Consider the following 21,136-nt stretch of genomic DNA (forward strand, 5'->3'; position numbering starts at 1 on the left):
TTGTGGTGACGCAATCCCCAAGGGGACACAGCGATACACTTCTTTCTTGCTGGAATTACTTCAGTTTACCCGCAGGACGAGGCCTCGGCTGGGCACGGTGTCGGCCTCGCCTGGCATGGAGACGTAAGGGCGCGTCTCCTCGGCGCGGGTGACGATGCCTTGCGCCTCGAGTTCGGCGATGCGCGCTGCAAAACCCTGATCCCACAGCGTGTTCTTGACCGTCAGCACGATCACCCCGCCGGGCCGGCAGATGCGGATCAGGTCGTCCAGCCCTTCGACGCCGACATGGCCCGAGGTGAAGACGCCGGCCGAAACGATTCCGGCATAGGCATCGTCGGCAAAGGGCAGCCTGCCGCCGAGCGCGAGGCAATGCAGCGCGGAATAGACACCCTTGCTGGCGGCCTGATCCAGCATGCCTTGCGAGATGTCCAGCGCCTCGACTTCGGGATAGCCAGCAATGTTCAACCATTCACCGATGAGCCCGGTGCCCGCGCCGGCATCGAGCAGCGGTGCGGAGCCACGCGGCAGATGGCGGGCGAGCAAGGCAAGGCAGATCGTCGGATGGCGATAGCCGGCGGCTGACATGTCGGCGTCATAGGTCTGAGACCACCGGTCATAGAGAGCGGCCACTTCCTCTGGCCGCTTCGCCGCGTAGGCAGCGCCGAGCGCACCATGATGTTTGCTGTCCACCATCGTCGTTCCGCCAGCCGCTCTCTCGCTCACCACGATCGGATGATAGCCAAACGGCGAAAATTGTGGAACCGTTGCGATGAGAAATAATCGCGTGGGGGCGCAGGCATGGTGACAGACGAGGCGCGGGCAAAACTTGCCGCCATTCCGGCGCTGGCCGGCTATGCCGGACCGCTCGACCGGCTTGGCGGCCTCACCAATCTCGTCTTCAAGGCCGGCGACTTCTGCCTGCGCATTCCGGGCAAGGGCACCGAGGAATACATCAACCGCGCCAACGAAGCGGTGGCGGCGCGCGAGGCGGCAAAGGCCGGCGTCAGCCCTGAAGTGCTTCATGCCGACGCCGGCACCGGTGTGATGGTGACGCGCTTCATCGCCGGTGCAGAAACGATGTCACCGGAGAAATTCAGGGAACGGCCGGGAAGCCCCGCCCGCGCCGGCGAAGCGTTCCGCAAGCTGCACGCGTCCGGTGCGGTGTTTCCTTTCCGCTTCGAACTGTTCGCGATGATCGACGACTATCTCAAGGTCCTGTCGACCAAGGATGTCGACCTGCCCGCCGGCTATCATGATGTGGTGCGCGAGGCCGGGAGCGTGCGCTCGGCACTGGCCAGCCATCCCTTGCCGCTCGTCGCCTGCCATTGCGATCCGCTGTGCGAAAACTTCCTCGATACGGGCGAGCGGATGTGGATCGTCGACTGGGAATATTCGGGGATGAACGACCCGCTCTGGGACCTCGGCGACCTCAGTGTCGAAGGCAAGTTCGACGCTGCGCAGGACGAGGAGATGATGCGCGCCTATTTTGGCGGGGAAGCAAAGCCGGCGGAGCGCGGCCGTATCGTCATCTACAAGGCGATGTGCGATCTTCTATGGACGCTGTGGGGGCTGATCCAGCTTGCCAACAACAATCCCGTCGACGATTTCCGCGCCTATGCCGACGGCCGCTTCGCGCGCTGCAAGGCGTTGATGGAGACGCCGGAATTTTCGCGGCATCTGGCGGCAATACGCCGGGGTTAGCCCCGCACTCGTTCCAAAACGCTGCGCACTTTTGGGCGGCAGGCGTCAATTCACGCCCTTCGGCACGTTTTCGGGCGGCACGGTGGTGTCGACCACCTTTTGGCGGTGGAAAATGAAGATGCCGGCCAGGACGACGATGCCGGAGCCGATCAGGATGCGTGGGCCGGGAACGTCACCGAAGAACATCAGTCCGAACACCACGGCCCACAGCAGCAGCGTGTAGTGCAGCGGTGCCAGCGTCGAGGCCGGCGCCAGCTTCAATGCCCTGGTGATCATCAGATGAGCGGCACAGGAGACGATGCCAAGCAGGAGCATGGCGCCGAAATCGAGCGCCGAGGGTGTCCGCCACGCGCCGATGGTCAGCGCGCCGCCGACCAGCAACGTGCCGATCGTCTGCCATGTCACAAGGTTGGTATCGCTGGTGCCGCGCAAACGCCGGTTGAGGATGATGGCGAAGGCAAAGGCGATGCTGCCGACAAGGGCGAAGGCCGAGGATAGCGAGAACGCCTCGGAGGACGGCTTCAGGATGATGAGCACGCCACAGAAGCCGACCAGGATCGCCAGCCAGCGCCGCCAGCCGACCTTTTCGCCCAGCAGCAGGTGCGACAGCGCCGCGACGTAGATCGGTCCGGCCATGTAGAAGCTCATCACGTCGGCGAGCGGCAGATAGACGACCGCGGCGTAGAACAGCCCGGTATCGGCCGTGGTCGCGACCACGCGCAGGAGTTGGAGGATAGGCCGCTCCAAGTGGAAAAGCTTTGCGGCGCCCTGGTTGGCGATCATCGGTCCGAGCACGATGAAGGCGCCGATAGAGCGGATCAGCACCACCTGACCGACGGAGAAGCTTGCGACCAGCCATTTGCCCATCGCATCGTTCAGCGCAAACATGAAATCGCCGGCCAGCATCAGCAGAATGCCGGCCAGAAGAACGTTCCTGATTGTGGAACTCTGCGCCACGGGCTGCGTCATGCCGATCCCGATTCCTCCCTCGCGTAAGGCCGCGTCGTAAACGGAAGCGGCCGCTTTGACGAGGAGAAATCCGGAAATCGGCAAGGCCAGCACCGGGAATCGGCTGGGTCTGGCCCGCCCCAACCTACTTCGGTTGCGGCCTGACGATGATCGGCCGGTAGATCACCGGCCGGTCCCAGGGATCAAAGGCCGGCGTGCTTCTCAACTCCGCGCGGCGATCGAGATCAATGCGCTGCAGGCATTCGGCGAAGGCGTCATTCTTCTTGAGAAAACCGTAGGACCGGCATTTGGCTTCGTCGGCGGCGCGTCGATCCTGCGCCGACATCGCCGTGCAGCCGGCGCAAAGCGCCGTCAACGCCATCGCCGTCACAGTCTTGCGCCACATGGAATCCTCCTCGATTAAAAGTGGAGGGCCATTGTAGACTTATTCGCAGGCAGACAAAGCAGCGAAGCTTGATGCAGATGCCGGCGTCTTATTGGGCCTGATGCCTGCGGTTAACCAGTGCCGGCCGGCCCGTGATCGAAAGCCTGGTATCCTGCCTTGTCCGTTCCGCCACCACCTTGCCGCTGGCGATGACGCAAATGCGCTCGGCGCGCAGGCGCAGGGCCTCGATCGGATTGCCGGCGTCGAGAACGACGAGGCTGGCGCGCTTGCCGACGGCCAGGCCCAGATGATCCAAGCCCATGATGGCGGCGTTGACATTGGTGACCATGTCGAAGCAGCGCGCCATGTCGGCCGGGCTCGACATCTGGGCGACATGCAGGCCCATGAAGGCGACATCGAGCATGTCGGCGGTGCCCAGCGAATACCAGGGATCGAGCACGCAATCCTGACCCCAGCCGACACGGATGCCGAGCGCCTGCATTTCCTTGACCCGGGTCATCCCGCGGCGCTTCGGGAAGGTGTCGTGACGGCCTTGCAGCATGATGTTGATCAGCGGGTTGGGGATGGCGGAAACGCCGGCCTCGGCGATCAGCGGCAGAAGTTTCGAGACGTAGTAGTTGTCCATCGAATGCATCGAGGTGAGATGCGAGCCGGCCACCCTGCCCTGCAGCCCCAGACGCTGCGTTTCATGGGCCAGCTGCTCGATGTGGCGCGACAGCGGGTCGTCGGTCTCGTCGCAATGCAGGTCGACCATCAGGCCGCGTTTTGCCGCGATCTCGCAAAGCTCGGTCACCGAGCGCGTGCCGTCGGCCATGGTGCGCTCGAAATGCGGTATGCCGCCGACGATGTCGACGCCCATGTCCAGCGCGCGGATGGTGTTTTCGCGCGCCTTCGGCGAGCGGTAAAAGCCATCCTGCGGAAACGCCACGAGTTGCAGGTCGATGTAAGGGGCGATCTTTTTCTTGACGTCGAGCAAGGCCTCGACCGCAAGCAGCCTGTCATCGCAGACATCGACATGGGTGCGGATGGCGAGCAGGCCCATCGACACCGCCCAGTCGCAATAGGCGAGCGCCCGGTCGCGCACCGCCTCATGCGTCAGCAACGGCTTCAGTTCACCCCATAATGCAATACCTTCTAGCAGCGTGCCCGAGGCATTGATGCGCGGAATGCCGTAGGACAACGTGGCATCCATATGAAAATGCGGATCGATGAAGGGCGGCGAGACCAGATTGCCGCGGGCGTCGACCTCGGTCCGGGCGGAACCTTGCAGTTTCGGCTCGATCGCCGCGATCGTCTCGCCGCTGATGCCGATATCGGCAATCCCGCCATCCGGCAGCGTGCCGCCACGAACGATAAGGTCGAAATCCATCTGCCGTCATCCTATTCCAGAATCACCCAGCCATGGTGGCGCAAAAGACAGCTTGCCGCAGCCGTTTCTTTCGGCGACCGCGAAAGGTTTCCTCCGGCGACAACTCCCTCTATAAGCCGCCTTTCGTCCACGCAGCGATCGGCTTCGGACTCAAGGCCACAAGTCGCAAACCATGGAAGTCTCGTGTGAACTTGAACTTGCCGTTCCTGAAACGCGACGAACGCTCGGTAGAGAACCAGCGCCTTATCGTGCGGTTGGTCAAAGAGTCCTTCGGGCAGCATAAGTTCGGATACGGCGCCGCCATCCTGTCGATGCTGGTGGTGGCCGGCATGACGGCTGCCAGCGCCTGGATCCTGCGCGAAATCACCAATGAATTCGTGATCGACAAGCGGATCGACCGTGTCAACATGATTGCCGGCGCGGTCGCCGGGATTTTCATCCTCAAGGGCCTCGCCAATTTCGTCCAGGCCTACTTCATGAGCCGGGTCGGCAATGCCATCATCGCCGACCGGCAGCGCAAGATCTACGACCGCATCCTGGCGCAAGGCATCGAATTCTACCATTCGACCTCGTCATCGGACCTGATCACCCGCATGACCAACAATGCCCAGGCGGCACGCAACGTGCTCGACCTGATCGTCACTTCCTATGTCCGCGATCTGGTGACCCTGCTCGCCTTGATTGGCGTCATGATCTGGCAGCAGCCGGCACTGTCGCTGATCTGCTTCGTCGTCGGTCCGCTGGCCATCTACGGCGTCAATCGCATCCTGAAGCGTGTGCGCAAGTTCGCCGCCATGGAGTTCCGCTCGGTCGGCCAGATCATCCAGGTAATGCAGGAAACCGCGATCGGCGTGCGCGTCGTCAAATCCTTCAACCTCGAAAGCCTGATGCGCAAGCGCATGTACAAGGCGGTGGCGGACGTCGAGGATCGGGCCAACAACATCGCCGCGCTGGAAGCGGTCACCAGCCCGGTGATGGAGACGCTGGCTGGACTGGCGATCGCCGGCGCCGTCATGGTCAGCGGCCTCCTGGTCCTGCAGGGCGGCCAGATGCCTGGCAACATCATGGCCTTCATCGCGGCGCTGCTGCTTGCCTATGAGCCGGCAAAGCGACTTGCGCGCGTGCGCATCTCGCTGGAAAGCGGCATTGTCGGCGTGCGCATGATGTTCCAGCTCGCCGACGAGCCGCTGACCCTGGCCGAGAAACCGGACGCGCGGCCGCTTCGGGCCGGACCAGGCGAGATCCGGTTCGACGCCGTCAACTTCGCCTATCAGAACGGTCCGCCAGTGCTCGACGGATTCGACCTGACCCTTTCAGCGGGCAAGATGACGGCGCTGGTCGGCCCCTCAGGCGGCGGCAAATCGACGATCCTGAACCTGATCATGCGCATGTACGACCCGAAGAGCGGCAAGGTCCTGCTCGACGGCCAGGATATTTCGCATGCGACGCTCGCCTCGCTCAGGGAAAAGATCGCCTATGTCAGCCAGGACACGTTCCTGTTTGCCGGCACGATCATGCACAACATCCGGCTCGGGCGAGAGGGCGCGACCGACGACGAAGTGATCGCCGCCGCCAAGGCCGCCAACGCGCATGACTTCATCATGGCGCAGGCGAAAGGCTATGAGACCGATGTCGGCGAGAATGGCGGCCTGTTGTCGGGCGGCCAGCGCCAACGCATCTCGATCGCACGCGCCATGCTGCGCAATGCCGAGATCCTGCTGCTCGACGAGGCGACCAGCGCGCTCGACGCCGAATCCGAAGCGCTGTTCCGCGACGCACTGCAGCAACTGACCGAAGGGCGCACAACGATCGTCATCGCGCACCGCCTGTCCACCGTGCACCAGGCCGACACGATCGTTGTGCTGGAAGCCGGCAAGGTGGTGGAGAGCGGGCCACATCGTGCGCTGCTCAAGCAGGGCGGGCTTTACCAGAAGCTCTATGAGTATCAGCTGATGCCGTAGCGCGGCGCCTTTCCTTCTCCCCTTGTGGGAGAAGGTGGATTGCCGCGAAGCGGCAAGACGGATGAGGGTGTTCCATCGGAGTGAGACGTTGGCGTTCCCTGGACACCCCTCATCCGTCGCCTGCGGCGACACCTTCTCCCACAAGGGGAGAAGGAAGAAACCCTTACTCCGGCACGTGCCGCACCGCGCCCTTGTCGGCGCTGGTGGCGAAGGCGGCGTAGGCGCGCAGCGCGGTCGTCACCTTGCGCTTGCGCTTTTCCTCCGGCTTCCAGGCCAAGGCGCCCTTGGCCGCCATCGCCGCGCGCCGTGCCTCAAGCTCGGCATCGCTGACGGCCAGGCGGATGGTGCGGTTGGGAATGTCGATCTCGATCGTATCCCCTTCCCTGACCAACCCGATCGTGCCGCCTTCGGCGGCTTCGGGCGAGACATGGCCGATCGACAGGCCCGACGTGCCGCCGGAGAAGCGGCCATCGGTGACCAGCGCGCAGGCCTTGCCGAGGCCCTTCGACTTCAGATAGCTGGTCGGATAGAGCATTTCCTGCATGCCGGGACCGCCGCGCGGTCCCTCATAGCGGATGACGACGACATCGCCGGCCTTGATCTCGTTGGACAAGATTGCCTTGACCGAAGCGTCCTGGCTTTCGAACACGCGCGCCGGGCCGGTGAATTTCAGGATCGACTCATCGACGCCCGCCGTTTTCACGATGCAACCATCGAGCGCCAGATTGCCTTTCAGCACGGCAAGACCGCCATCCTTCGAAAACGGCGTCTTTGCGGAACGGATGACGCCCGTCTCACGGTTGGTGTCGAGCTCGTCCCAGCGCCGGTCCTGGCTGAAGGCGACCTGCGTCGGCACGCCGCCGGGCGCGGCGAGGAAGAAGTCGCGGACATTCTGGCTGGAGGTGCGCGAAATATCCCAATGGTCGAGCGCCTCGCCGAGGCTGGCCGTATGCACCGTCGGCAGGTCGCGGTTGATCAGCCCTGCTTCGTCGAGTTGGCCAAGGATGGCCATGATGCCGCCGGCGCGGTGGACGTCTTCCATATGCACGTCGGACTTTGCCGGGGCCACCTTGCAGAGCACAGGAACCCGCCGCGACAGCCGGTCGATATCCTCCATGGTGAAGTCGACCTCGCCCTCATGGGCCGCGGCCAGGATGTGCAGCACCGTGTTGGTCGAACCGCCCATGGCAATGTCGAGCGTCATGGCGTTCTCGAAGGCGCCCTTCGAGGCGATGCTGCGCGGCAGCGCCGTCTCGTCATCCTGTTCGTAATAGCGCTGGGCGAGATCGACGACGAGATGGCCGGCTTCGACGAACAGGCGCTTGCGGTCGGCATGCGTCGCCAACGTCGAGCCGTTGCCCGGCAGCGACAGGCCGAGCGCCTCGGTCAGGCAATTCATCGAATTGGCGGTGAACATGCCCGAGCAGGAGCCGCAGGTCGGGCAAGCCGAGCGCTCGATGACCTTGACGTCCTCGTCGGAGATCTTGTCGTCGGCGGCCGCGACCATGGCGTCGACCAGGTCGAGCGCCTGCGTCTTGCCAGCCAGCACCACCTTGCCGGCTTCCATCGGTCCGCCCGAGACGAACACGGTCGGGATGTTGAGGCGCAGCGAGGCCATCAGCATGCCGGGAGTGATCTTGTCGCAATTGGAGATGCAGACCATGGCGTCGGCGCAGTGGGCGTTGACCATGTATTCGACGGAATCGGCGATCAATTCGCGCGACGGCAGCGAATAGAGCATGCCGTCATGGCCCATGGCGATGCCGTCATCGACGGCGATGGTGTTGAACTCCTTGGCGACGCCGCCGGCCTTCTCGATCTCGCGCGCGACCAACTGGCCGAGGTCCTTCAGATGGACATGGCCCGGCACGAACTGGGTGAAGGAATTGACCACAGCGATGATCGGCTTGCCGAAATCCGAGTCCTTCATGCCGGTGGCGCGCCACAGGCCGCGGGCGCCGGCCATGTTGCGGCCATGGGTGGTGGTGCGGGAGCGATAGGCAGGCATGTTTTTTCCTTGGTGGCTGGCCGCGGCCAAGGCATGGCGCGGCGGAGCTGAATTTGGATCGCAGGCGTTATAGACGCCAGAGCTTGGTCTGGCCACATTTTTGCGATGCGCCAGATTCCGCCGAAGAACGAGAGACCAGGAAAAATCGCACGCCGCTGTCGGATTGCGCGGCGCGCGGCCGTCCTTGGGCAGACGGCACGGAAATGGCACCATTCTCGGGGTCAGCCGTTTCACAGTAGCAGCAAGAGCAAGCGAGGAGCGCGACATGCAAAAGATCACCACCTGCCTTTGGTTTGACGGCCATGCAGAAGAGGCGATGAACCACTATGTCTCCATCTTCAAGAATTCGAAGGTGCTGAGCGTTCTGCGCTGGCCCAAGGGACACGCCAGTGAGGGCAAAGTGCTGATGACCACGTTCGAGCTCGACGGCGTGCCGTTCCAGGCGCTCAATGGCGGCCCGAACTTCAAGTTCAACGAGGCGATGTCACAGTCGATCGACTGCAAGACGCAGGAAGAGGTGGATTATTTCTGGGAAAAGCTCACGGAAGGTGGCGAGCCGGGCGTCTGCAGCTGGCTGAAAGACAAGTTCGGCGTCTCCTGGCAGGTCGTGCCGGAGCAATTGCCGAGGCTGCTTCTGGATCCGGACAGGGCCAAGGCCGGGCGGGTGATGTCGGCGATGATGCAGATGGGCAAGATCGACATCGCCAAGATCGAAGCGGCGGCCAAAGGTTAAGCACTGCGCGATCTTCCCTTCTCCCACAAGGGGAGAAGGAAGAAACCGCAGCTCACGCCGCCTTGTCGCGGACCTGGTAGTCCTTGATCGTGGCGAAGCGGATCGCCTTCCAGCGTTCCGCTTCGTAGTTCAGCGAGAAGGCGTGCTGGGCGAGGAACACCGGATCGTTGTCGAGGTCGCGGGCAATGTCGCCGCGATGCGCCTCGATGAAGCGCAAGACCTCCGCCTTGTCGTCGGCCGATATCCAGCGGCAGACGGAAAAGCGCGACATCTCGAATTCGACAGGCAGTGTGTATTCGAAATTCAGCCGCTCCTTCAACACGTCCAGCTGCAGCGCGCCGACAACGCCGACGATGGCCGGCGAGCCGTCCTCGGGCGAGAACAGCTGCACGACGCCTTCTTCGGCCATCTGGTGCAGCGCTTCCTTGAGTTTCTTCGCCTTCATCGCGTCGCCGAGGCGGACGCGGCGCAGGATCTCCGGCGCGAAATTCGGCACGCCGCGGAACAGTATTTCCTCGCCTTCGGTCAGCGTATCGCCGATGCGCAGCGTGCCGTGATTGGGGATGCCGACGACGTCGCCGGCAAAGGCTTCGTCCGCCGTCACGCGGGTGCGGGCAAAGAAGAATTGCGGCGCGGACAGGGACATCGGCTTTCCCGTGCGCACCAGCTTGGCCTTCATGCCGCGCTCGAGCTTGCCCGAGCAGACGCGAACGAAAGCGATGCGGTCGCGGTGATTGGGGTCCATGTTGGCCTGGATCTTGAAGACGAAGGAGGTCATCTTGTCCTCGGTCGCCTCGACGGTACGCGTATCGGCATCCTGCGCGCGCGGCGGCGGGCCGAAGGCGCCGAGCGCCTCGATCAGGTCGCGAACACCGTAGTTGCGCAGCGCCGAGCCGAAATAGACCGGCGTCAGATGGCCCTCGCGGAAGGCATCGATATCAAGGGGTCTGCACGCTTCTCGCGCGAGCTCCAGCTCCTCGATGAAGGCCTCGCGCTCGTTTTCGGGCAGCAGGCCGGCGACGCGGTTGGAATCGGGACCGTTGACCGGCGTGCGTTCCTTCTCGTCGTCGCCCTTGCGCACCGCGTTCAACGCCAGGTGATAGGTACCGGAGAACGTCTTGCCGCGGCCGATCGGCCAGGTGATGGGGGCAGTGTCCAGCGCCAGCTTCTGTTCGATCTCGTCCAAAATCTCGAAAGGGTCGCGGCTTTCGCGGTCCATCTTGTTGACGAAGGTGATGATCGGGATGTCGCGCAGCCGGCAGACTTCGAACAGTTTCAGCGTGCGCGGCTCGATGCCCTTGGCGGCGTCGATGACCATGACGGCCGAGTCGACCGCCGACAGCGTGCGATAGGTGTCGTCGGCGAAATCCTCGTGGCCGGGCGTGTCCAGGAGGTTGAAGACATTGTCCTCATATTCGAACGTCATCACCGAGGTGACGACCGAAATGCCGCGCTCGCGCTCTATCTTCATCCAGTCGGACCGGGTCTGGATGCGGTCCTTCTTGGCCTTGACCTCGCCGGCAAGCTGGATGGCGCCGCCGAACAGCAGCAGCTTTTCGGTGAGCGTCGTCTTGCCGGCGTCGGGGTGGGCGATGATCGCGAAGGTGCGGCGGCGCGCCACTTCCTCTGGTATTGTTTCGGGCATTCTCTGGGATTTCCGTGTGACAGGCCGGGCTTCTAGCAGCGCAGTGCCGGGCTGTCGACCGGTCCGGGCGGCGCTGACGCCGCCGGATGCCGTCTCGCTGTCCAGATCCGCAATTCGACCGTCCCTGCTCCACACTGGCCGAGAGCCGGACATTTCGACATTGGCAAGCGGCTACAGGAATGCCACTTGGATAAACATCCGTTGGAATCATGAGACAGAGGAGCGAGCATGGCAGCGGCGAAACAAGTCATCGTCATCGGCGCCGGCATCATCGGTGCTTCGATCGCCTGGCACCTGACCAAGGCCGGTGCACAGGTGACGGTCGTTTCCGAAAGCGGCGCAGGTGGCGTCGCGACGCCCAATTCCTTTGCCTGGATCAATGCCAGCTGGGGCAACCCCGAAATCTACTTCCGGCTGCGCATCCGCGCCATGGCCGAGTGGAAACGGCTGGCAAATGAGCTGCCCGGGCTTCCGCTCGCCTGGTGCGGTGGCCTGTGCTGGGACCTGCCGGCCGACCGGCTCGAAGCCTACGCGGCCGAACACTCTTCATGGGGCTACGGCATCGAACGCGTTGATGCGAAGCGGGCGGCGCAAATCGAGCCCAACCTCGTCGAGCCCCCTGAATTCGCCGTCTATGTCGCGGAAGAAGGCGTGGCCGAGCCGGTTGCGACGGCCAGGGCCCTGCTGGCCGATGCCGAACGGCATGGCACACGGGTCATTGCCAGCACGGTTTCGGCGCTGGCCCAGACCAATGGCCGGATTACCGGCGTGGACACATCGCATGGGCTGATTGCCGCCGACGAAGTGGTGATCGCCGCCGGCGTCGGCGCTCCGGATATTGCCGCGACGGCGGGGATCAGCCTGCCGATCGAGACGCCGCCTGGCCTGATTGTCCATTCGCGGCCACACAAAAAGCTGCTCAACGGCCTGGTGCACGACGAGAAGTTGCATATGCGCCAGACGGCCGAAGGCCGCATCATCGCCGGCTCGGATTTCGCCGGCGGCGACCCAGGCGATGACCCCGCCGCCACGGCGCGCGAATTGTTTGCAGTAGCGAAGGCAGCGTTGCGCGGCGCCGTGGATCTGGAGCTCGATTTCCACACGGTCGGCTACCGGCCGACGCCGATCGACGGCTTTCCGATCATCGGTCGCGCGGAGAGCATGGACGGCCTGTATGTTACCGTCATGCATTCCGGCATCACGCTGGCGCCGGCCGTCGGCCTGTTCGCTGCGCGGGAAATCCTCGACGGCGAGCGCGACACGCTGCTGGCGCCCTACGGATTGTCGCGTTTCGCTCAGTAGCCCGGCGGACGGCGGAAGCCGCCGATGAGCGGCTCGATCGTCGCCGCAATACCAAGCAGCTGGGATTCCGACCAGCGTTTGCCGACCAGTTGCAGGCCGATCGGCAGGCCGTCGGGATCTGCACCATACGGCATCGAAATCGCCGGATGGCCGCTGTAGTTGAAGACAGCGCCGTAGGCCGGCAGCATCCAGTAGCTCTGTTCCCGACCGTCGACCTTGATCGCCTTGCCCGGCTCGCAATGCGGGAAGGCGGTGGTCATGGCGACAGGGCAGAGCAGCGCATCCCAGTCATCGAAGAACCGGTCCCAGGCGAGAATGGATTTGTCGCGGCGGGCGAGCGCCTCGAACCAGCGCGAAACCGATGTCGGCTGCGCCGGGGACAGGGGTTGGGCAGCTTCCAGCATCATGCCGATCAGTGCGCCGCCTTGCGCCAGATCGTCGTGCAGGTCGAGCCTGGGCAGTTTCGCTTCCTCCACGGTCGCCCCGGCCGAGCGCAGATTCCCGGCGAGATCTTCGACCGCCGCACTGATGTCCGCCGCCACCGGGAAGCCGCGAAAGGACGGCGCGAAGGCGATGCGTAGTGCCTTGAAGTCGAGCTTCGGCATGGCCTCGACCGGCACCGGCGCAAGATCGGTATCACGCCCGTCCGGCCCGGCGATGATGCGATGGATCAACGACAAATCGCCCACGCTACGCGCCAGCGGTCCGAGGCAGGACATCAGCCGCACGCTGCGCGCCGTGCCGCCCGGGTCCGGGAAGGCACCGGCCAGCGAGACGCGATGTTCCGTCGGCTTCAGCCCATAGACACCGCACAAGGCGGCAGGCAGGCGGATCGAATCCTGCATGTCGGTGCCGACATCGAATGGTGTCATCCCGGCGGCGACCGCTGCCGCGGCGCCGCCGCTGGAGCCGCCGGCGGTGCGCTCAGGGTTCCACGGATTGTTGGTGCGGCCGAACAGCGGATTGTTCGACTGCCAGTCGGAAAGCATGGTCGCGACATTGGTCTTGGCCATCAGCACGCCGCCGGCGGCCTTCAGCCTCGCAACCACCGGGCTGTCGTGGCTGGCGACATGGTCGGCGAAGGCCGGAAAGCCGGCAGTGGTTTTCAGGTCTGCGGTGTCGTGCGTGTCCTTCAGGGTGAAGGGAACGCCATGCAATGGCCCGAGCGCCTCGCCGCGTGCAAGCGCCGCGTCGGCGTTTTTGGCGCGTTCGCGAGCGCCTTCCCTGTCGAGCGAAATGACGGCGTTGATGCCTTGGTTGTGGCAATCGATCCGCGCCAGATGGGCGTCGAGCGCTTCGACAGCGGAGATCTTGCGTTGGGCAATGGCGGCGGCGAGGTCGACGATTGAGGAGAAGGCGACGTCCATGGCGAATGCTCCGGCTTGGCCGCTTGCCTGGAAAATGGCGGACAGCGATACGACTTCAAGCGGAGTTGAGCATTCGGAGCTTGGCTCCGTTTGATCGGAATTGTGCCGAGGCCAATTGAGGGGGCGCTGGCCTGCGGCGTTTCCGACTTAGATTACCCTGCCAGCGCCAGCCTCGCCGCCGTCGGCGCGAATGGCCGAATGCTGATGCCGTCCCCAGTCATGGTGACGAAGCTCGACGGCGGGATCGCCTGCCAGTCGCCGCCTTCGCGATCGAAAGGCTCGGAGACGATGCAGCGGCCGCCGCCCTTGCGCAGGGTAGAGGTGTAGAGTGTCGGCGCATGCGCATCGGTGGCATATCGAACCGCGTGCAGCGCCTCCCCGTCCGAGAAGGCGGCGGTGAGTTTCAGTGCCGGTTCGAGGCCGGCGCGGCGCGAGGCTTCGAGAACCCGGCTGGTGGCGCGTGACACCGCACCCTGCGGGTCGCCGGCCAATCCTTCGTCGATCATAAGGAGAAAAAAGAGTTCGGAATCGGTGGTGCCTTCGCGCTGGTCGAAGACGGCGTCGGACAGTGAATTCTCCAGCGCGCGACGGATTTTCTCGAAACCGCCTATCTGGCCGTTATGCATGAACGACCAGCGGCCGGAGATGAAGGGATGGCAGTTCATGCGGCTGGTCGCGCCGCCAGTCGAGGCCCGCACATGGGCGAGGAACAGGCCGGATTTGATCTGCCGGCACAGGCTCTTCAGATTGGGATCGGACCAGGCCGGCAGGATGTCGCGGTAGAGGCCGGGTTCCGGACGGTCGCCGTACCAGGCAAGGCCAAAGCCGTCGCCATTGGTCGGTGACTTCGCCTCCTGGGCGCAATGGCTCTGGGCGATCAGCGAGTGACAGGGCGCCGTGAGGATATCTTCGAGAAAGACCGCTTCACCGAGATAGGCCGCCCAACGGCACATCGCTTCTGTCGTCCTCTAGGCGCGATCCGGAAGAGCCGCGGGCTCCTTGGTCGCGTGTGTGCCTCTGTTGTGCGTCCGCTCGTAAAGCTCACGGACGATTCGGCTGGCGGTAGTCTCGAAGAGAAATGGCAAGAAAGCGTGAACGAGCGCGGCACCCGCCGCCATCAGCAAACGCGACGAAAACCAGGCAGCGAAGGCCATATGGCCGAAATAGGTCTCGCCAACCTTGGCCGGATGAGAGGTGAAGATGCTTGCGACTGACATGCTGGTCCCCTTCAGCGTGAGTTCCGATATGAGTATCCTGACACGCTTCGCCGGTTCATCGGTCTCAAAATGTCCTTGTATTTTGCCATTCCATGGGACAAATATCCCAATATGACGCTGGATATCGATGAAATAGACCGAAAACTGCTTGCCGAATTGCAACGCGACGGCACGCTGTCGGTCGACCAGCTATCGGAACGGGTAGCCTTGTCGCGCAATGCCTGCTGGCGGCGCGTCAAGCGGCTGGAGGAAGAAGGCGTCATCACCGGACGCGTGGCGCTGGTCGATGCCGACAAGCTCGGGCTTGGCTTGTCTGTGTTCATCCTGGTCCGGACGTCGAACCATGATCCGGACTGGCTGCACAAATTCCGCGCCGCGGTGACCGGCTTTCCCGAGATCACCGGCGTCTACCGGATGTCCGGCGATCTCGACTATGTCCTGCGCGCCCGTGTCGCCGACGTGAAAGCCTATGACCGGCTCTACCAGCGGCTGATCGCCAAGGTGGCGCTGTCGGATGTCTCCGCCTCCTTCGTGATGGAGGAGATCAAGGAGACGACGGTGGTTCCGATGGAAGTGCGCTGAAGCGTGCTAAGGTCATAGTGATGCCTGAGGTCATAGTGATGCCCGAAAGAAAGCCGTTGATACCCTTGCGGGCGAATTGACCGAATCGGCAATCGCGCCGATAGGATCGATTTTATGCGCGCAGCCCTCCAAAACTCCTCCGTCATCGGTCCGACCGTCGGCTTCGTCAGGTTGCCGCATGCTGAAGGACTACCCCTCCCCGCCTATGAAAGCGCCGGCGCCGCCGGGATGGATCTGCGCGCCGCGGTGCCCGACGACCGGCCGCTGCTGATCCTTCCCGGAAAACGCGCCCTGGTGCCGACCGGGCTGATCCTGGAAATCCCCGAAGGCATGGAAGGCCAGGTACGGCCGCGCTCCGGGCTTGCTTTCAAGCATGGCCTCACCGTCCTCAATTCGCCAGGCACGGTCGACAGCGACTATCGCGGCGAGGTGAAGGTGCTGCTGGTCAATCTCGGCGATGAGGATTTTGCCGTGACGCGCGGCATGCGCATCGCCCAGATCGTTTTCGCCGCCGTGACGCAGGTGGCCGTCGAAGAACGTTCGCTGGCCGGCGGCACGGCGCGTGGCTCGGGCGGGTTCGGATCGACCGGCACCGCCTGATGCCCATCCCGAAACTTGTCATCTTCGACTGCGACGGGATCCTGGTCGACACGGAGAACCTCGCCAACCGGCGCCTTGCCGAGTGGCTGAGCGCGGCTGGCTATCCGACGAGCTTCGAATATTGCCGCAAGAATTTCTCCGGCCGCAGCATGGCCTCGGTGCAGAAGGAGATCGAAGAGCAGACCGATGTCCGCCTCGGCACCGATTTCGTCGATCGCTGGAATGCCGGCCTGCCGGACCTGTTTTCCCATGGCGTCGAGGCGATCCCCTATGTCCGGGAGTTCATCGAGGCGGTTCGCGGGGCCGGCATCCCCTATTGTGTCGCCACCTCGGCCAGGATTTCGAAGATGCACATCACGCTTGGCCAGACCGGGCTGCTGCCGCTCTTCGAACATGCGATGTTCAGTGCCACCATGGTCGGGCGCGGCAAACCGTTCCCCGACCTGTTCCTGCATGCGGCCAAGACCATGAGCTTCGCGCCCGCCGACTGCATCGTCATCGAGGACAGCGTCGCGGGCACGCAGGCCGGCATTGCCGCCGGCATGCGGGTGTTTTCCTATCATGGCGATCCCTATTCCGACCGCGACGGCCTGATCCAGGCCGGCGGCATCCTGTTCGATGACATGCGCGAGCTGGCCGGCCTGGTGCCGATCCACTGATCCTGTTCCGACACGGCTGCACGATGCCGGAACCCGTGCTAGCGTGACTGGCCTGATCTCCGGGGGGATATTCATGCCGACGAACCTGCTCCGCCTCATGCTCGCCTTGATGCTGCTGCCGTTCTTTTGGACTGCGGCCGGCGCGCAGGCCGTGAGCTTTCCCGAACTCAACAGCCCGCTGCCCGGCCGCAGCGATGTCACCTATCTCGACCTGGCCAAAATGGTCATCCCGGACCTCGCCGCCGACAAGGACGGTTTCTACAAGGGCGGATTGCCGATCGACATGCGCCACATTGCCGGTGACGATGACGGCGGCTCGCCGCCGGAGACGACGAGCCTGCCCAATGCGGCAGTGCTTCCCATCAAGGCCGGCGGCAAGGATCGGCTGGCGATGCTGTTCGATCTCGGCGATTCTCCCGACAGTGCCGAAGGCTATGCCGTGCTGGCGCTCTACGACGTGACAGCCAAGCCGAAACTGCTCGATGCGGCCAATGTCGCGGTCGACCGCAGCACCTATTTCCGCGAGCCGAACAAGCTTTCGATCGGCGCCGGCGACGACGTGCTCATCTCCATGAGCACGCATTTCAATTCGAACCAGGGCTATGTGAGTACGCTACTGATCCAGCCTCGCGAGGATCGCCTTCAATTGGTCGACACGATCAACACGTTCGACGAAAACGTCTGCGCTTACAAACGCACCCAGGACCTGGCCTTCCTGACGCTGGACGACGGAAAGCCCTATGCGGCGATCAAGGTGACGGCGACCGACGCCACGGTGCCGAGTGGTGAAAGTTGCGATGAGGCGGCGCCCGAGGCGGCCTCGCACGACATTTCCGTCACCTACCATTGGGACACGAAGACTTCACACTACGTCAAGGATTCCGACGCGTTCGAGAAATTGTCAGCAGAGAACGCGAAGCGCTTCTGAACCAAACGCATTCGTTTGCCCGACTTGAGACAGCGCGGTAGCATCCGCTCAAAACTCGTGATGGGGAGCATTCATGGACAAGGGCAAGATCTTTCGCGACCTGCATGCCTCGACCTTCGTCATGCCCAATCCCTGGGATCCGGGCACGACCAAGCTGCTCGGCTCCTTCGGTTTCAAGGCGCTGGCGACGACCAGCGCCGGCTTCGCCTTTTCGCGCGGCCTGCCGGACGGCTCGGTGACCTTCGAACAGATGATCCATCACTGCCGCGAGGTGACGGCAGCGACCGACCTGCCGGTCTCGGCAGATCTCGAGAGGGGCAAGGGCGACAGCGCCGAGCGGGCCGCCGAAACCATCTTCGCGGCGGAAGCGGCCGGCCTTGCCGGCTGCTCGATCGAGGACCACACCGGCGATCCCGACAAGCCGATCTATGATTTTTCGCATGCGGTCGAGCGCGTCGCCGCGGCGGTGGAGGCGGCGCGGGCGCTGAAGCGCGATTTCGTGTTCACCGCGCGCGCCGAAAATTTCCTCTGGGGCAGAACCGATCTCGACGACACGATCAAGCGGCTGCAGGCCTTCGAGAAGGCTGGAGCCGACGTGCTCTATGCGCCGGGGATCGGCGACATCGAGATGGTGCGTACGATCTGCTCGGCGGTCGGCAAGCCGGTCAACGTCATGGCAAAGCCGGGCTTTACCATCGCCGATCTTGCCATGGCCGGCGTGAAGCGCATTTCACTCGGGCCATGGCTGACCAATTTCGCCTACGGCATGCTGGAGACGGCGGCGCGCGAGATCCAGCAGGACGGCACGTTCGGCTTCACCCGCGCCGCCATGCCTTTCGGCAAGCTGCAGGCGCTATACAGCAAGCCATCATTATGAACAGGCTGGGCGCATGACGCTGACCGTCGTCGACATGCATACGGGCGGCGAGCCTTTGAGGATCGTCACCGGCGGCTATCCCCGCATCCCGAAGGGCACCATCCTGGAAAAGCGCGCCTATGTGCGCGACCATCTCGATCATCTCAGAAAAATCCTGATGTTCGAGCCGCGCGGCCATTACGATATGTACGGCGCCCTGCTGGTCGAGCCCGACTTGCCGGGCGCCGATCTCGCGGTGCTGTTCATGCATAATGAGGGCTATTCTACCATGTGCGGCCACGCCATCGTCGCCCTCGGCCGCTACGCCATCGATGAAGGGCTGGTGGCGAAACAGGAGCCGATCACGACCGTCAACATCGAGGCGCCGTGCGGCCTGGTCGTCGCTTCGGTCGAGGTTCTGGACGGCAAGGCCGGCGCCGTGTCGTTCGAGAGCGTGCCGGCCTTCCTGTTTGCCGGTGACCAGCAGATCGAACTGGCAAGGTATGGCAAGATCGGCTTCGACATCGCCTATGGCGGCGCTTTCTACGCGCTGGCGGACTGCCATCAGTTCGGGCTGGAATTCGGCCGTGACCGCGTGCGCGATTTTGTCGATGCCGCAACGACGCTGACGAACAGGCTCAAGGCGGAATTTCCGCTGTCGCATCCCGACCACGCCGACCTCGCCTTTCTCTACGGCACCATCCTGACCGACGGACGCGACGCGTTTTCCGGCGAGGTGACGAAAAACATCTGCGTCTTCGCCGAGGCCGAGGTCGACCGCTCGCCGACCGGCTCCGGCGTCACCGCCCGTCTCGCCGCCATGCTTGCCAAGGGCGAGATCGCTATCGGGCAGACGCGGACCTTCGAGAGCATCGCCGGTTCGCGCTTTTCCGGCGCGGTGGCGCGGACGGCGCGGGCCGGCCCGCATGAGGCGATCATCGCCCGCGTCGGCGGCCGCGCCTACTACTCCGGGCGGGCGGAATTCATTGTCGAGCCCGATGACGAGCTGGGGCGAGGTTTCCTGCTGCGTTGAGCAGAGCTAGCTGCGCTATCGACGTGCCGCTTCCCGTGCCGAAATCGCCTTGTGCAGGTGCACCATCATGGCGGCGGCGAAGAGCGGCGTCACCAAATTGAGCAACGGCACGGCGAGGAAGGCCGCGATGACCAGCCCGGCGAGAAAGACCGTGCCGGCATACTGCCGGCGCAAGGCCCTGGCTTCGTCGTCGCCGCGAAAGCGCATGGCGGCAAATTCGAAGAATTCGCGGCCGAGCAAATAGCCGTTGACGACGAAGAAGGCGGCAATGTTGATGCCCGGCACCAGCAGGAGCAGCAAGGCGACGATGTTGCCGAGGATGACGACGCCGAGGAATTTTATCGCCAGCACCAGCGAGCGCAGCGCCGGCATGGCGCGCCCAATCGGGTCGCCGGGATAGTCGGTGCGCTCGACCACTTCGGCGACATCGTCGAGGAACAGGCCGGCGATCCCCGCCGTCACCGGGGCGACGAGCAGCGCCGTGCCGAAGGCAAGCGCTATTGCCGCGATGATGCCGCCCAGCCAGCCGGCCCAGGACGGCATGCCGGGCAACAAGGCCTGGAGCCACAGGAGCGCCAGCCACTCGACCAGGCTGGTCAGGCCGAACCACAAGGCGACCAGGGCCAGCACGGTCAGGCCAAGCGTCTTGACGAACACGGCGCGAAACGGCGGCGAGAGCAGCTCGAGGGCCGCAGTGCGGGCAGCGTCGAAAATCACCGTGCTTCAACCCCAAGTCAGCGACAGCGCCGTAAAGGCGGGACGTTCACGAGATAGGCAGCGCGGCTCGTCAGCACAAGCGCGTATCGCTATCGGGCAAACGCCGGCTTTCTGACCGGGATCGTCATGGCGGCGACGCCGGCCACGACAAAGGCCATGCCCAGCCATACCGTTGGCCCCAGGCTTTCGCCGAGGAAGACAGCACCGATGCCGACGCCGATCGGTACGCGCAGATAGGCCTGCGATGTCGTGCCGACCGAACCCAGCGTGTGGATGAGGCGGAAATAGATAACGAAGGCCAGCGCGGTCGAAAACACCGACAGGCCAAGCAGGGCCAGGATCGATGCCATCGAGGGTGTCAGCGTCCATGGCTGGTCGACCAACAGGCTGAGCGGCACCAGCATGACCGCGCCGCACAGCATCGAACCGGCGGCCGGCAGCATCGGATCGAGGCCCTTGAAGCCACGGCCGAAGATCGCCGCACCCGCATAGCAGATCGTTGCCACGACGATGGCGACCTGTGCCCAGAGTTCGTGACCGAGACCACCCAGCGCCTGCGTGCCGACAATGAAGCAGATGCCCGCTATGCCGGCGCCGACACCGATCAGCTTGCGCACAGTCACCGGCTCATGGCGAGTGATGAGCGCTGTGAAAACGAAAGTGAAGATCGGCGAGGTCGCATTGAGGATCGTGGCCAGGCCGGCATCGACCGAGCGCTCGGCGGCGGCGATCAGCGTGAATGGTATGACGCTGTTGAGGCATGCCTGGAAGGCGAAGCGGCGCCAGCTTGCCGCATCGCCCGGCATGGCCAGCCCGCGCCAGCGGATGATGGCGAACAGGATGCCGCCGGCGATCAAGGTGCGGGCGGCGATGAAGGTGACCGGCGGGATCGTCTCGACGCCGATCTTGATGAAAGTGTAGGAGGCGCCCCACAGCACCGCCAATACGGCAAGCAACGCCAGGTCGATGGTCGTGTCGTTCTTCGCGGACATGGGCTTGCCGTCTTCGGGTGCGATCGATCAGGCCCGATTTGTAGGCAATGCGGCGATGAAACGCTTCGTCCACGGTCGAATTGTCGTAGCGCCTGGCTGTTGGTGCCCTGTT

At 63.9% G+C, this 21,136-nt stretch carries 21 protein-coding genes; 10 read left to right on the plus strand and 11 right to left on the minus strand.

The window, feature by feature from the left end:
• Nucleotides 1-60: 60 nt before the first annotated feature.
• Nucleotides 61-693, minus strand: coding sequence for a class I SAM-dependent DNA methyltransferase (locus AC07UC_RS00840; protein ID WP_494903467.1), 633 nt, complete (start codon nucleotides 691-693; stop codon nucleotides 61-63).
• A 105-nt stretch (nucleotides 694-798) separates the two neighbouring features.
• On the opposite strand from AC07UC_RS00840, the gene AC07UC_RS00845 reads away from it, so the two are divergent.
• Entirely contained in the window at nucleotides 799-1,701 is a 903-nt protein-coding gene (locus AC07UC_RS00845) for a phosphotransferase family protein (RefSeq protein WP_140769871.1), read from the plus strand.
• A gap of 45 nt (nucleotides 1,702-1,746) precedes the next feature.
• Here the strand turns inward: AC07UC_RS00845 and AC07UC_RS00850 are convergent, their stop codons facing one another.
• The 3 genes from AC07UC_RS00850 to AC07UC_RS00860 form a co-directional block, all read right to left on the minus strand.
• Nucleotides 1,747-2,670, minus strand: coding sequence for a DMT family transporter (locus tag AC07UC_RS00850; RefSeq protein ID WP_494903469.1), 924 nt, complete (start codon nucleotides 2,668-2,670; stop codon nucleotides 1,747-1,749).
• Nucleotides 2,671-2,794: 124 nt separating this feature from the next.
• On the minus strand, nucleotides 2,795-3,055 hold the full coding sequence (locus AC07UC_RS00855) for a hypothetical protein (protein ID WP_494903470.1): 261 nt from the start codon (nucleotides 3,053-3,055) through the stop codon (nucleotides 2,795-2,797).
• An 88-nt stretch (nucleotides 3,056-3,143) separates the two neighbouring features.
• The gene (locus AC07UC_RS00860; RefSeq protein ID WP_494903471.1) at nucleotides 3,144-4,424 is read right to left on the minus strand and encodes an amidohydrolase family protein; all 1,281 of its coding nucleotides are present in this window, start codon (nucleotides 4,422-4,424) and stop codon (nucleotides 3,144-3,146) included.
• Between the two features lie 206 nt (nucleotides 4,425-4,630).
• On the opposite strand from AC07UC_RS00860, the gene AC07UC_RS00865 reads away from it, so the two are divergent.
• Nucleotides 4,631-6,385: an ABC transporter ATP-binding protein gene (locus tag AC07UC_RS00865; protein WP_494908872.1), complete on the plus strand. Its 1,755-nt coding sequence runs from the start codon at nucleotides 4,631-4,633 to the stop codon at nucleotides 6,383-6,385.
• Between the two features lie 163 nt (nucleotides 6,386-6,548).
• Here the strand turns inward: AC07UC_RS00865 and ilvD are convergent, their stop codons facing one another.
• Nucleotides 6,549-8,393 (minus strand): dihydroxy-acid dehydratase, encoded by a 1,845-nt coding sequence (gene ilvD, locus AC07UC_RS00870; protein WP_140769879.1) that lies wholly within the window; start codon nucleotides 8,391-8,393, stop codon nucleotides 6,549-6,551.
• A gap of 265 nt (nucleotides 8,394-8,658) precedes the next feature.
• Here ilvD and AC07UC_RS00875 point away from each other — a divergent pair, with 265 nt between their 5' ends.
• Nucleotides 8,659-9,126, plus strand: coding sequence for a VOC family protein (locus AC07UC_RS00875; protein WP_494903473.1), 468 nt, complete (start codon nucleotides 8,659-8,661; stop codon nucleotides 9,124-9,126).
• A gap of 52 nt (nucleotides 9,127-9,178) precedes the next feature.
• On the opposite strand, the gene AC07UC_RS00880 is transcribed toward AC07UC_RS00875, so the two are convergent.
• On the minus strand, nucleotides 9,179-10,771 hold the full coding sequence (locus AC07UC_RS00880) for a peptide chain release factor 3 (RefSeq protein ID WP_056569618.1): 1,593 nt from the start codon (nucleotides 10,769-10,771) through the stop codon (nucleotides 9,179-9,181).
• A gap of 228 nt (nucleotides 10,772-10,999) precedes the next feature.
• Here AC07UC_RS00880 and AC07UC_RS00885 point away from each other — a divergent pair, with 228 nt between their 5' ends.
• Nucleotides 11,000-12,073, plus strand: coding sequence for an NAD(P)/FAD-dependent oxidoreductase (locus AC07UC_RS00885; RefSeq protein ID WP_494903475.1), 1,074 nt, complete (start codon nucleotides 11,000-11,002; stop codon nucleotides 12,071-12,073).
• Here AC07UC_RS00885 and AC07UC_RS00890 read toward each other — a convergent pair.
• The 3 genes from AC07UC_RS00890 to AC07UC_RS00900 form a co-directional block, all read right to left on the minus strand.
• On the minus strand, nucleotides 12,067-13,440 hold the full coding sequence (locus AC07UC_RS00890) for an amidase (protein WP_494903477.1): 1,374 nt from the start codon (nucleotides 13,438-13,440) through the stop codon (nucleotides 12,067-12,069). The two genes, AC07UC_RS00885 and AC07UC_RS00890, sit on opposite strands and share 7 nt — an antisense overlap.
• 152 nt (nucleotides 13,441-13,592) lie before the next feature.
• Nucleotides 13,593-14,393, minus strand: coding sequence for a class II glutamine amidotransferase (locus AC07UC_RS00895; RefSeq protein WP_494903478.1), 801 nt, complete (start codon nucleotides 14,391-14,393; stop codon nucleotides 13,593-13,595).
• Between the two features lie 15 nt (nucleotides 14,394-14,408).
• Complete coding sequence (locus tag AC07UC_RS00900; RefSeq protein WP_140769888.1) at nucleotides 14,409-14,657, minus strand: DUF6356 family protein; 249 nt, start codon at nucleotides 14,655-14,657, stop codon at nucleotides 14,409-14,411.
• A gap of 111 nt (nucleotides 14,658-14,768) precedes the next feature.
• Here AC07UC_RS00900 and AC07UC_RS00905 point away from each other — a divergent pair, with 111 nt between their 5' ends.
• The 6 genes from AC07UC_RS00905 (at nucleotide 14,769) to AC07UC_RS00930 (ending at nucleotide 19,315) form a co-directional block, all read left to right on the plus strand.
• On the plus strand, nucleotides 14,769-15,239 hold the full coding sequence (locus AC07UC_RS00905) for an Lrp/AsnC family transcriptional regulator (protein ID WP_494908873.1): 471 nt from the start codon (nucleotides 14,769-14,771) through the stop codon (nucleotides 15,237-15,239).
• Between the two features lie 114 nt (nucleotides 15,240-15,353).
• Nucleotides 15,354-15,839 (plus strand): dUTP diphosphatase, encoded by a 486-nt coding sequence (gene dut / locus AC07UC_RS00910; protein ID WP_140769890.1) that lies wholly within the window; start codon nucleotides 15,354-15,356, stop codon nucleotides 15,837-15,839.
• Nucleotides 15,839-16,498 carry an HAD family hydrolase gene (locus AC07UC_RS00915; RefSeq protein WP_140769892.1) on the plus strand — a complete coding sequence of 220 codons (660 nt, stop codon included), beginning with the start codon at nucleotides 15,839-15,841 and terminating at the stop codon, nucleotides 16,496-16,498. Before dut ends, AC07UC_RS00915 begins: the two co-directional genes overlap by 1 nt.
• Before the next feature lie 73 nt (nucleotides 16,499-16,571).
• The gene (locus AC07UC_RS00920) at nucleotides 16,572-17,426 is read left to right on the plus strand and encodes a hypothetical protein (RefSeq protein ID WP_494903481.1); all 855 of its coding nucleotides are present in this window, start codon (nucleotides 16,572-16,574) and stop codon (nucleotides 17,424-17,426) included.
• A gap of 73 nt (nucleotides 17,427-17,499) precedes the next feature.
• The gene (locus tag AC07UC_RS00925; protein WP_494903483.1) at nucleotides 17,500-18,303 is read left to right on the plus strand and encodes an isocitrate lyase/PEP mutase family protein; all 804 of its coding nucleotides are present in this window, start codon (nucleotides 17,500-17,502) and stop codon (nucleotides 18,301-18,303) included.
• 13 nt (nucleotides 18,304-18,316) lie between these two features.
• Nucleotides 18,317-19,315, plus strand: a complete 999-nt coding sequence (locus AC07UC_RS00930; RefSeq protein ID WP_202324779.1) for a proline racemase family protein — start codon at nucleotides 18,317-18,319, stop codon at nucleotides 19,313-19,315.
• Nucleotides 19,316-19,330: 15 nt separating this feature from the next.
• Here the strand turns inward: AC07UC_RS00930 and AC07UC_RS00935 are convergent, their stop codons facing one another.
• Both AC07UC_RS00935 and AC07UC_RS00940 read right to left on the minus strand, forming a co-directional pair.
• Complete coding sequence (locus tag AC07UC_RS00935; protein WP_494903486.1) at nucleotides 19,331-20,032, minus strand: sulfate transporter family protein; 702 nt, start codon at nucleotides 20,030-20,032, stop codon at nucleotides 19,331-19,333.
• 89 nt (nucleotides 20,033-20,121) lie between these two features.
• Nucleotides 20,122-21,024: an EamA family transporter gene (locus AC07UC_RS00940; RefSeq protein ID WP_494903487.1), complete on the minus strand. Its 903-nt coding sequence runs from the start codon at nucleotides 21,022-21,024 to the stop codon at nucleotides 20,122-20,124.
• Between the last annotated feature and the right edge of the window lie 112 nt (nucleotides 21,025-21,136).

Source organism: Mesorhizobium sp. GW821-FHT04C10, from assembly GCF_059420305.1.

Excerpts from the sequence above, each read along its gene's own strand:
- AC07UC_RS00885 (WP_494903475.1), top strand. The coding sequence starts at position 11,000 with ATGGCAGCGGCGAAACAAGTCATCGTCATCGGCGCCGGCATCATCGGT.
- AC07UC_RS00855 (WP_494903470.1), bottom strand. The coding sequence starts at position 3,055 with ATGTGGCGCAAGACTGTGACGGCGATGGCGTTGACGGCGCTTTGCGCC.
- AC07UC_RS00930 (WP_202324779.1), top strand. The coding sequence starts at position 18,317 with ATGACGCTGACCGTCGTCGACATGCATACGGGCGGCGAGCCTTTGAGG.
- AC07UC_RS00890 (WP_494903477.1), bottom strand. The coding sequence starts at position 13,440 with ATGGACGTCGCCTTCTCCTCAATCGTCGACCTCGCCGCCGCCATTGCC.
- AC07UC_RS00900 (WP_140769888.1), bottom strand. The coding sequence starts at position 14,657 with ATGTCAGTCGCAAGCATCTTCACCTCTCATCCGGCCAAGGTTGGCGAG.
- AC07UC_RS00880 (WP_056569618.1), bottom strand. The coding sequence starts at position 10,771 with ATGCCCGAAACAATACCAGAGGAAGTGGCGCGCCGCCGCACCTTCGCG.
- dut (WP_140769890.1), top strand. The coding sequence starts at position 15,354 with ATGCGCGCAGCCCTCCAAAACTCCTCCGTCATCGGTCCGACCGTCGGC.
- AC07UC_RS00860 (WP_494903471.1), bottom strand. The coding sequence starts at position 4,424 with ATGGATTTCGACCTTATCGTTCGTGGCGGCACGCTGCCGGATGGCGGG.
- AC07UC_RS00845 (WP_140769871.1), top strand. The coding sequence starts at position 799 with ATGGTGACAGACGAGGCGCGGGCAAAACTTGCCGCCATTCCGGCGCTG.
- AC07UC_RS00850 (WP_494903469.1), bottom strand. The coding sequence starts at position 2,670 with ATGACGCAGCCCGTGGCGCAGAGTTCCACAATCAGGAACGTTCTTCTG.
- AC07UC_RS00940 (WP_494903487.1), bottom strand. The coding sequence starts at position 21,024 with ATGTCCGCGAAGAACGACACGACCATCGACCTGGCGTTGCTTGCCGTA.
- AC07UC_RS00920 (WP_494903481.1), top strand. The coding sequence starts at position 16,572 with ATGCCGACGAACCTGCTCCGCCTCATGCTCGCCTTGATGCTGCTGCCG.
- ilvD (WP_140769879.1), bottom strand. The coding sequence starts at position 8,393 with ATGCCTGCCTATCGCTCCCGCACCACCACCCATGGCCGCAACATGGCC.
- AC07UC_RS00895 (WP_494903478.1), bottom strand. The coding sequence starts at position 14,393 with ATGTGCCGTTGGGCGGCCTATCTCGGTGAAGCGGTCTTTCTCGAAGAT.
- AC07UC_RS00840 (WP_494903467.1), bottom strand. The coding sequence starts at position 693 with ATGGTGGACAGCAAACATCATGGTGCGCTCGGCGCTGCCTACGCGGCG.
- AC07UC_RS00905 (WP_494908873.1), top strand. The coding sequence starts at position 14,769 with ATGACGCTGGATATCGATGAAATAGACCGAAAACTGCTTGCCGAATTG.
- AC07UC_RS00875 (WP_494903473.1), top strand. The coding sequence starts at position 8,659 with ATGCAAAAGATCACCACCTGCCTTTGGTTTGACGGCCATGCAGAAGAG.
- AC07UC_RS00915 (WP_140769892.1), top strand. The coding sequence starts at position 15,839 with ATGCCCATCCCGAAACTTGTCATCTTCGACTGCGACGGGATCCTGGTC.
- AC07UC_RS00925 (WP_494903483.1), top strand. The coding sequence starts at position 17,500 with ATGGACAAGGGCAAGATCTTTCGCGACCTGCATGCCTCGACCTTCGTC.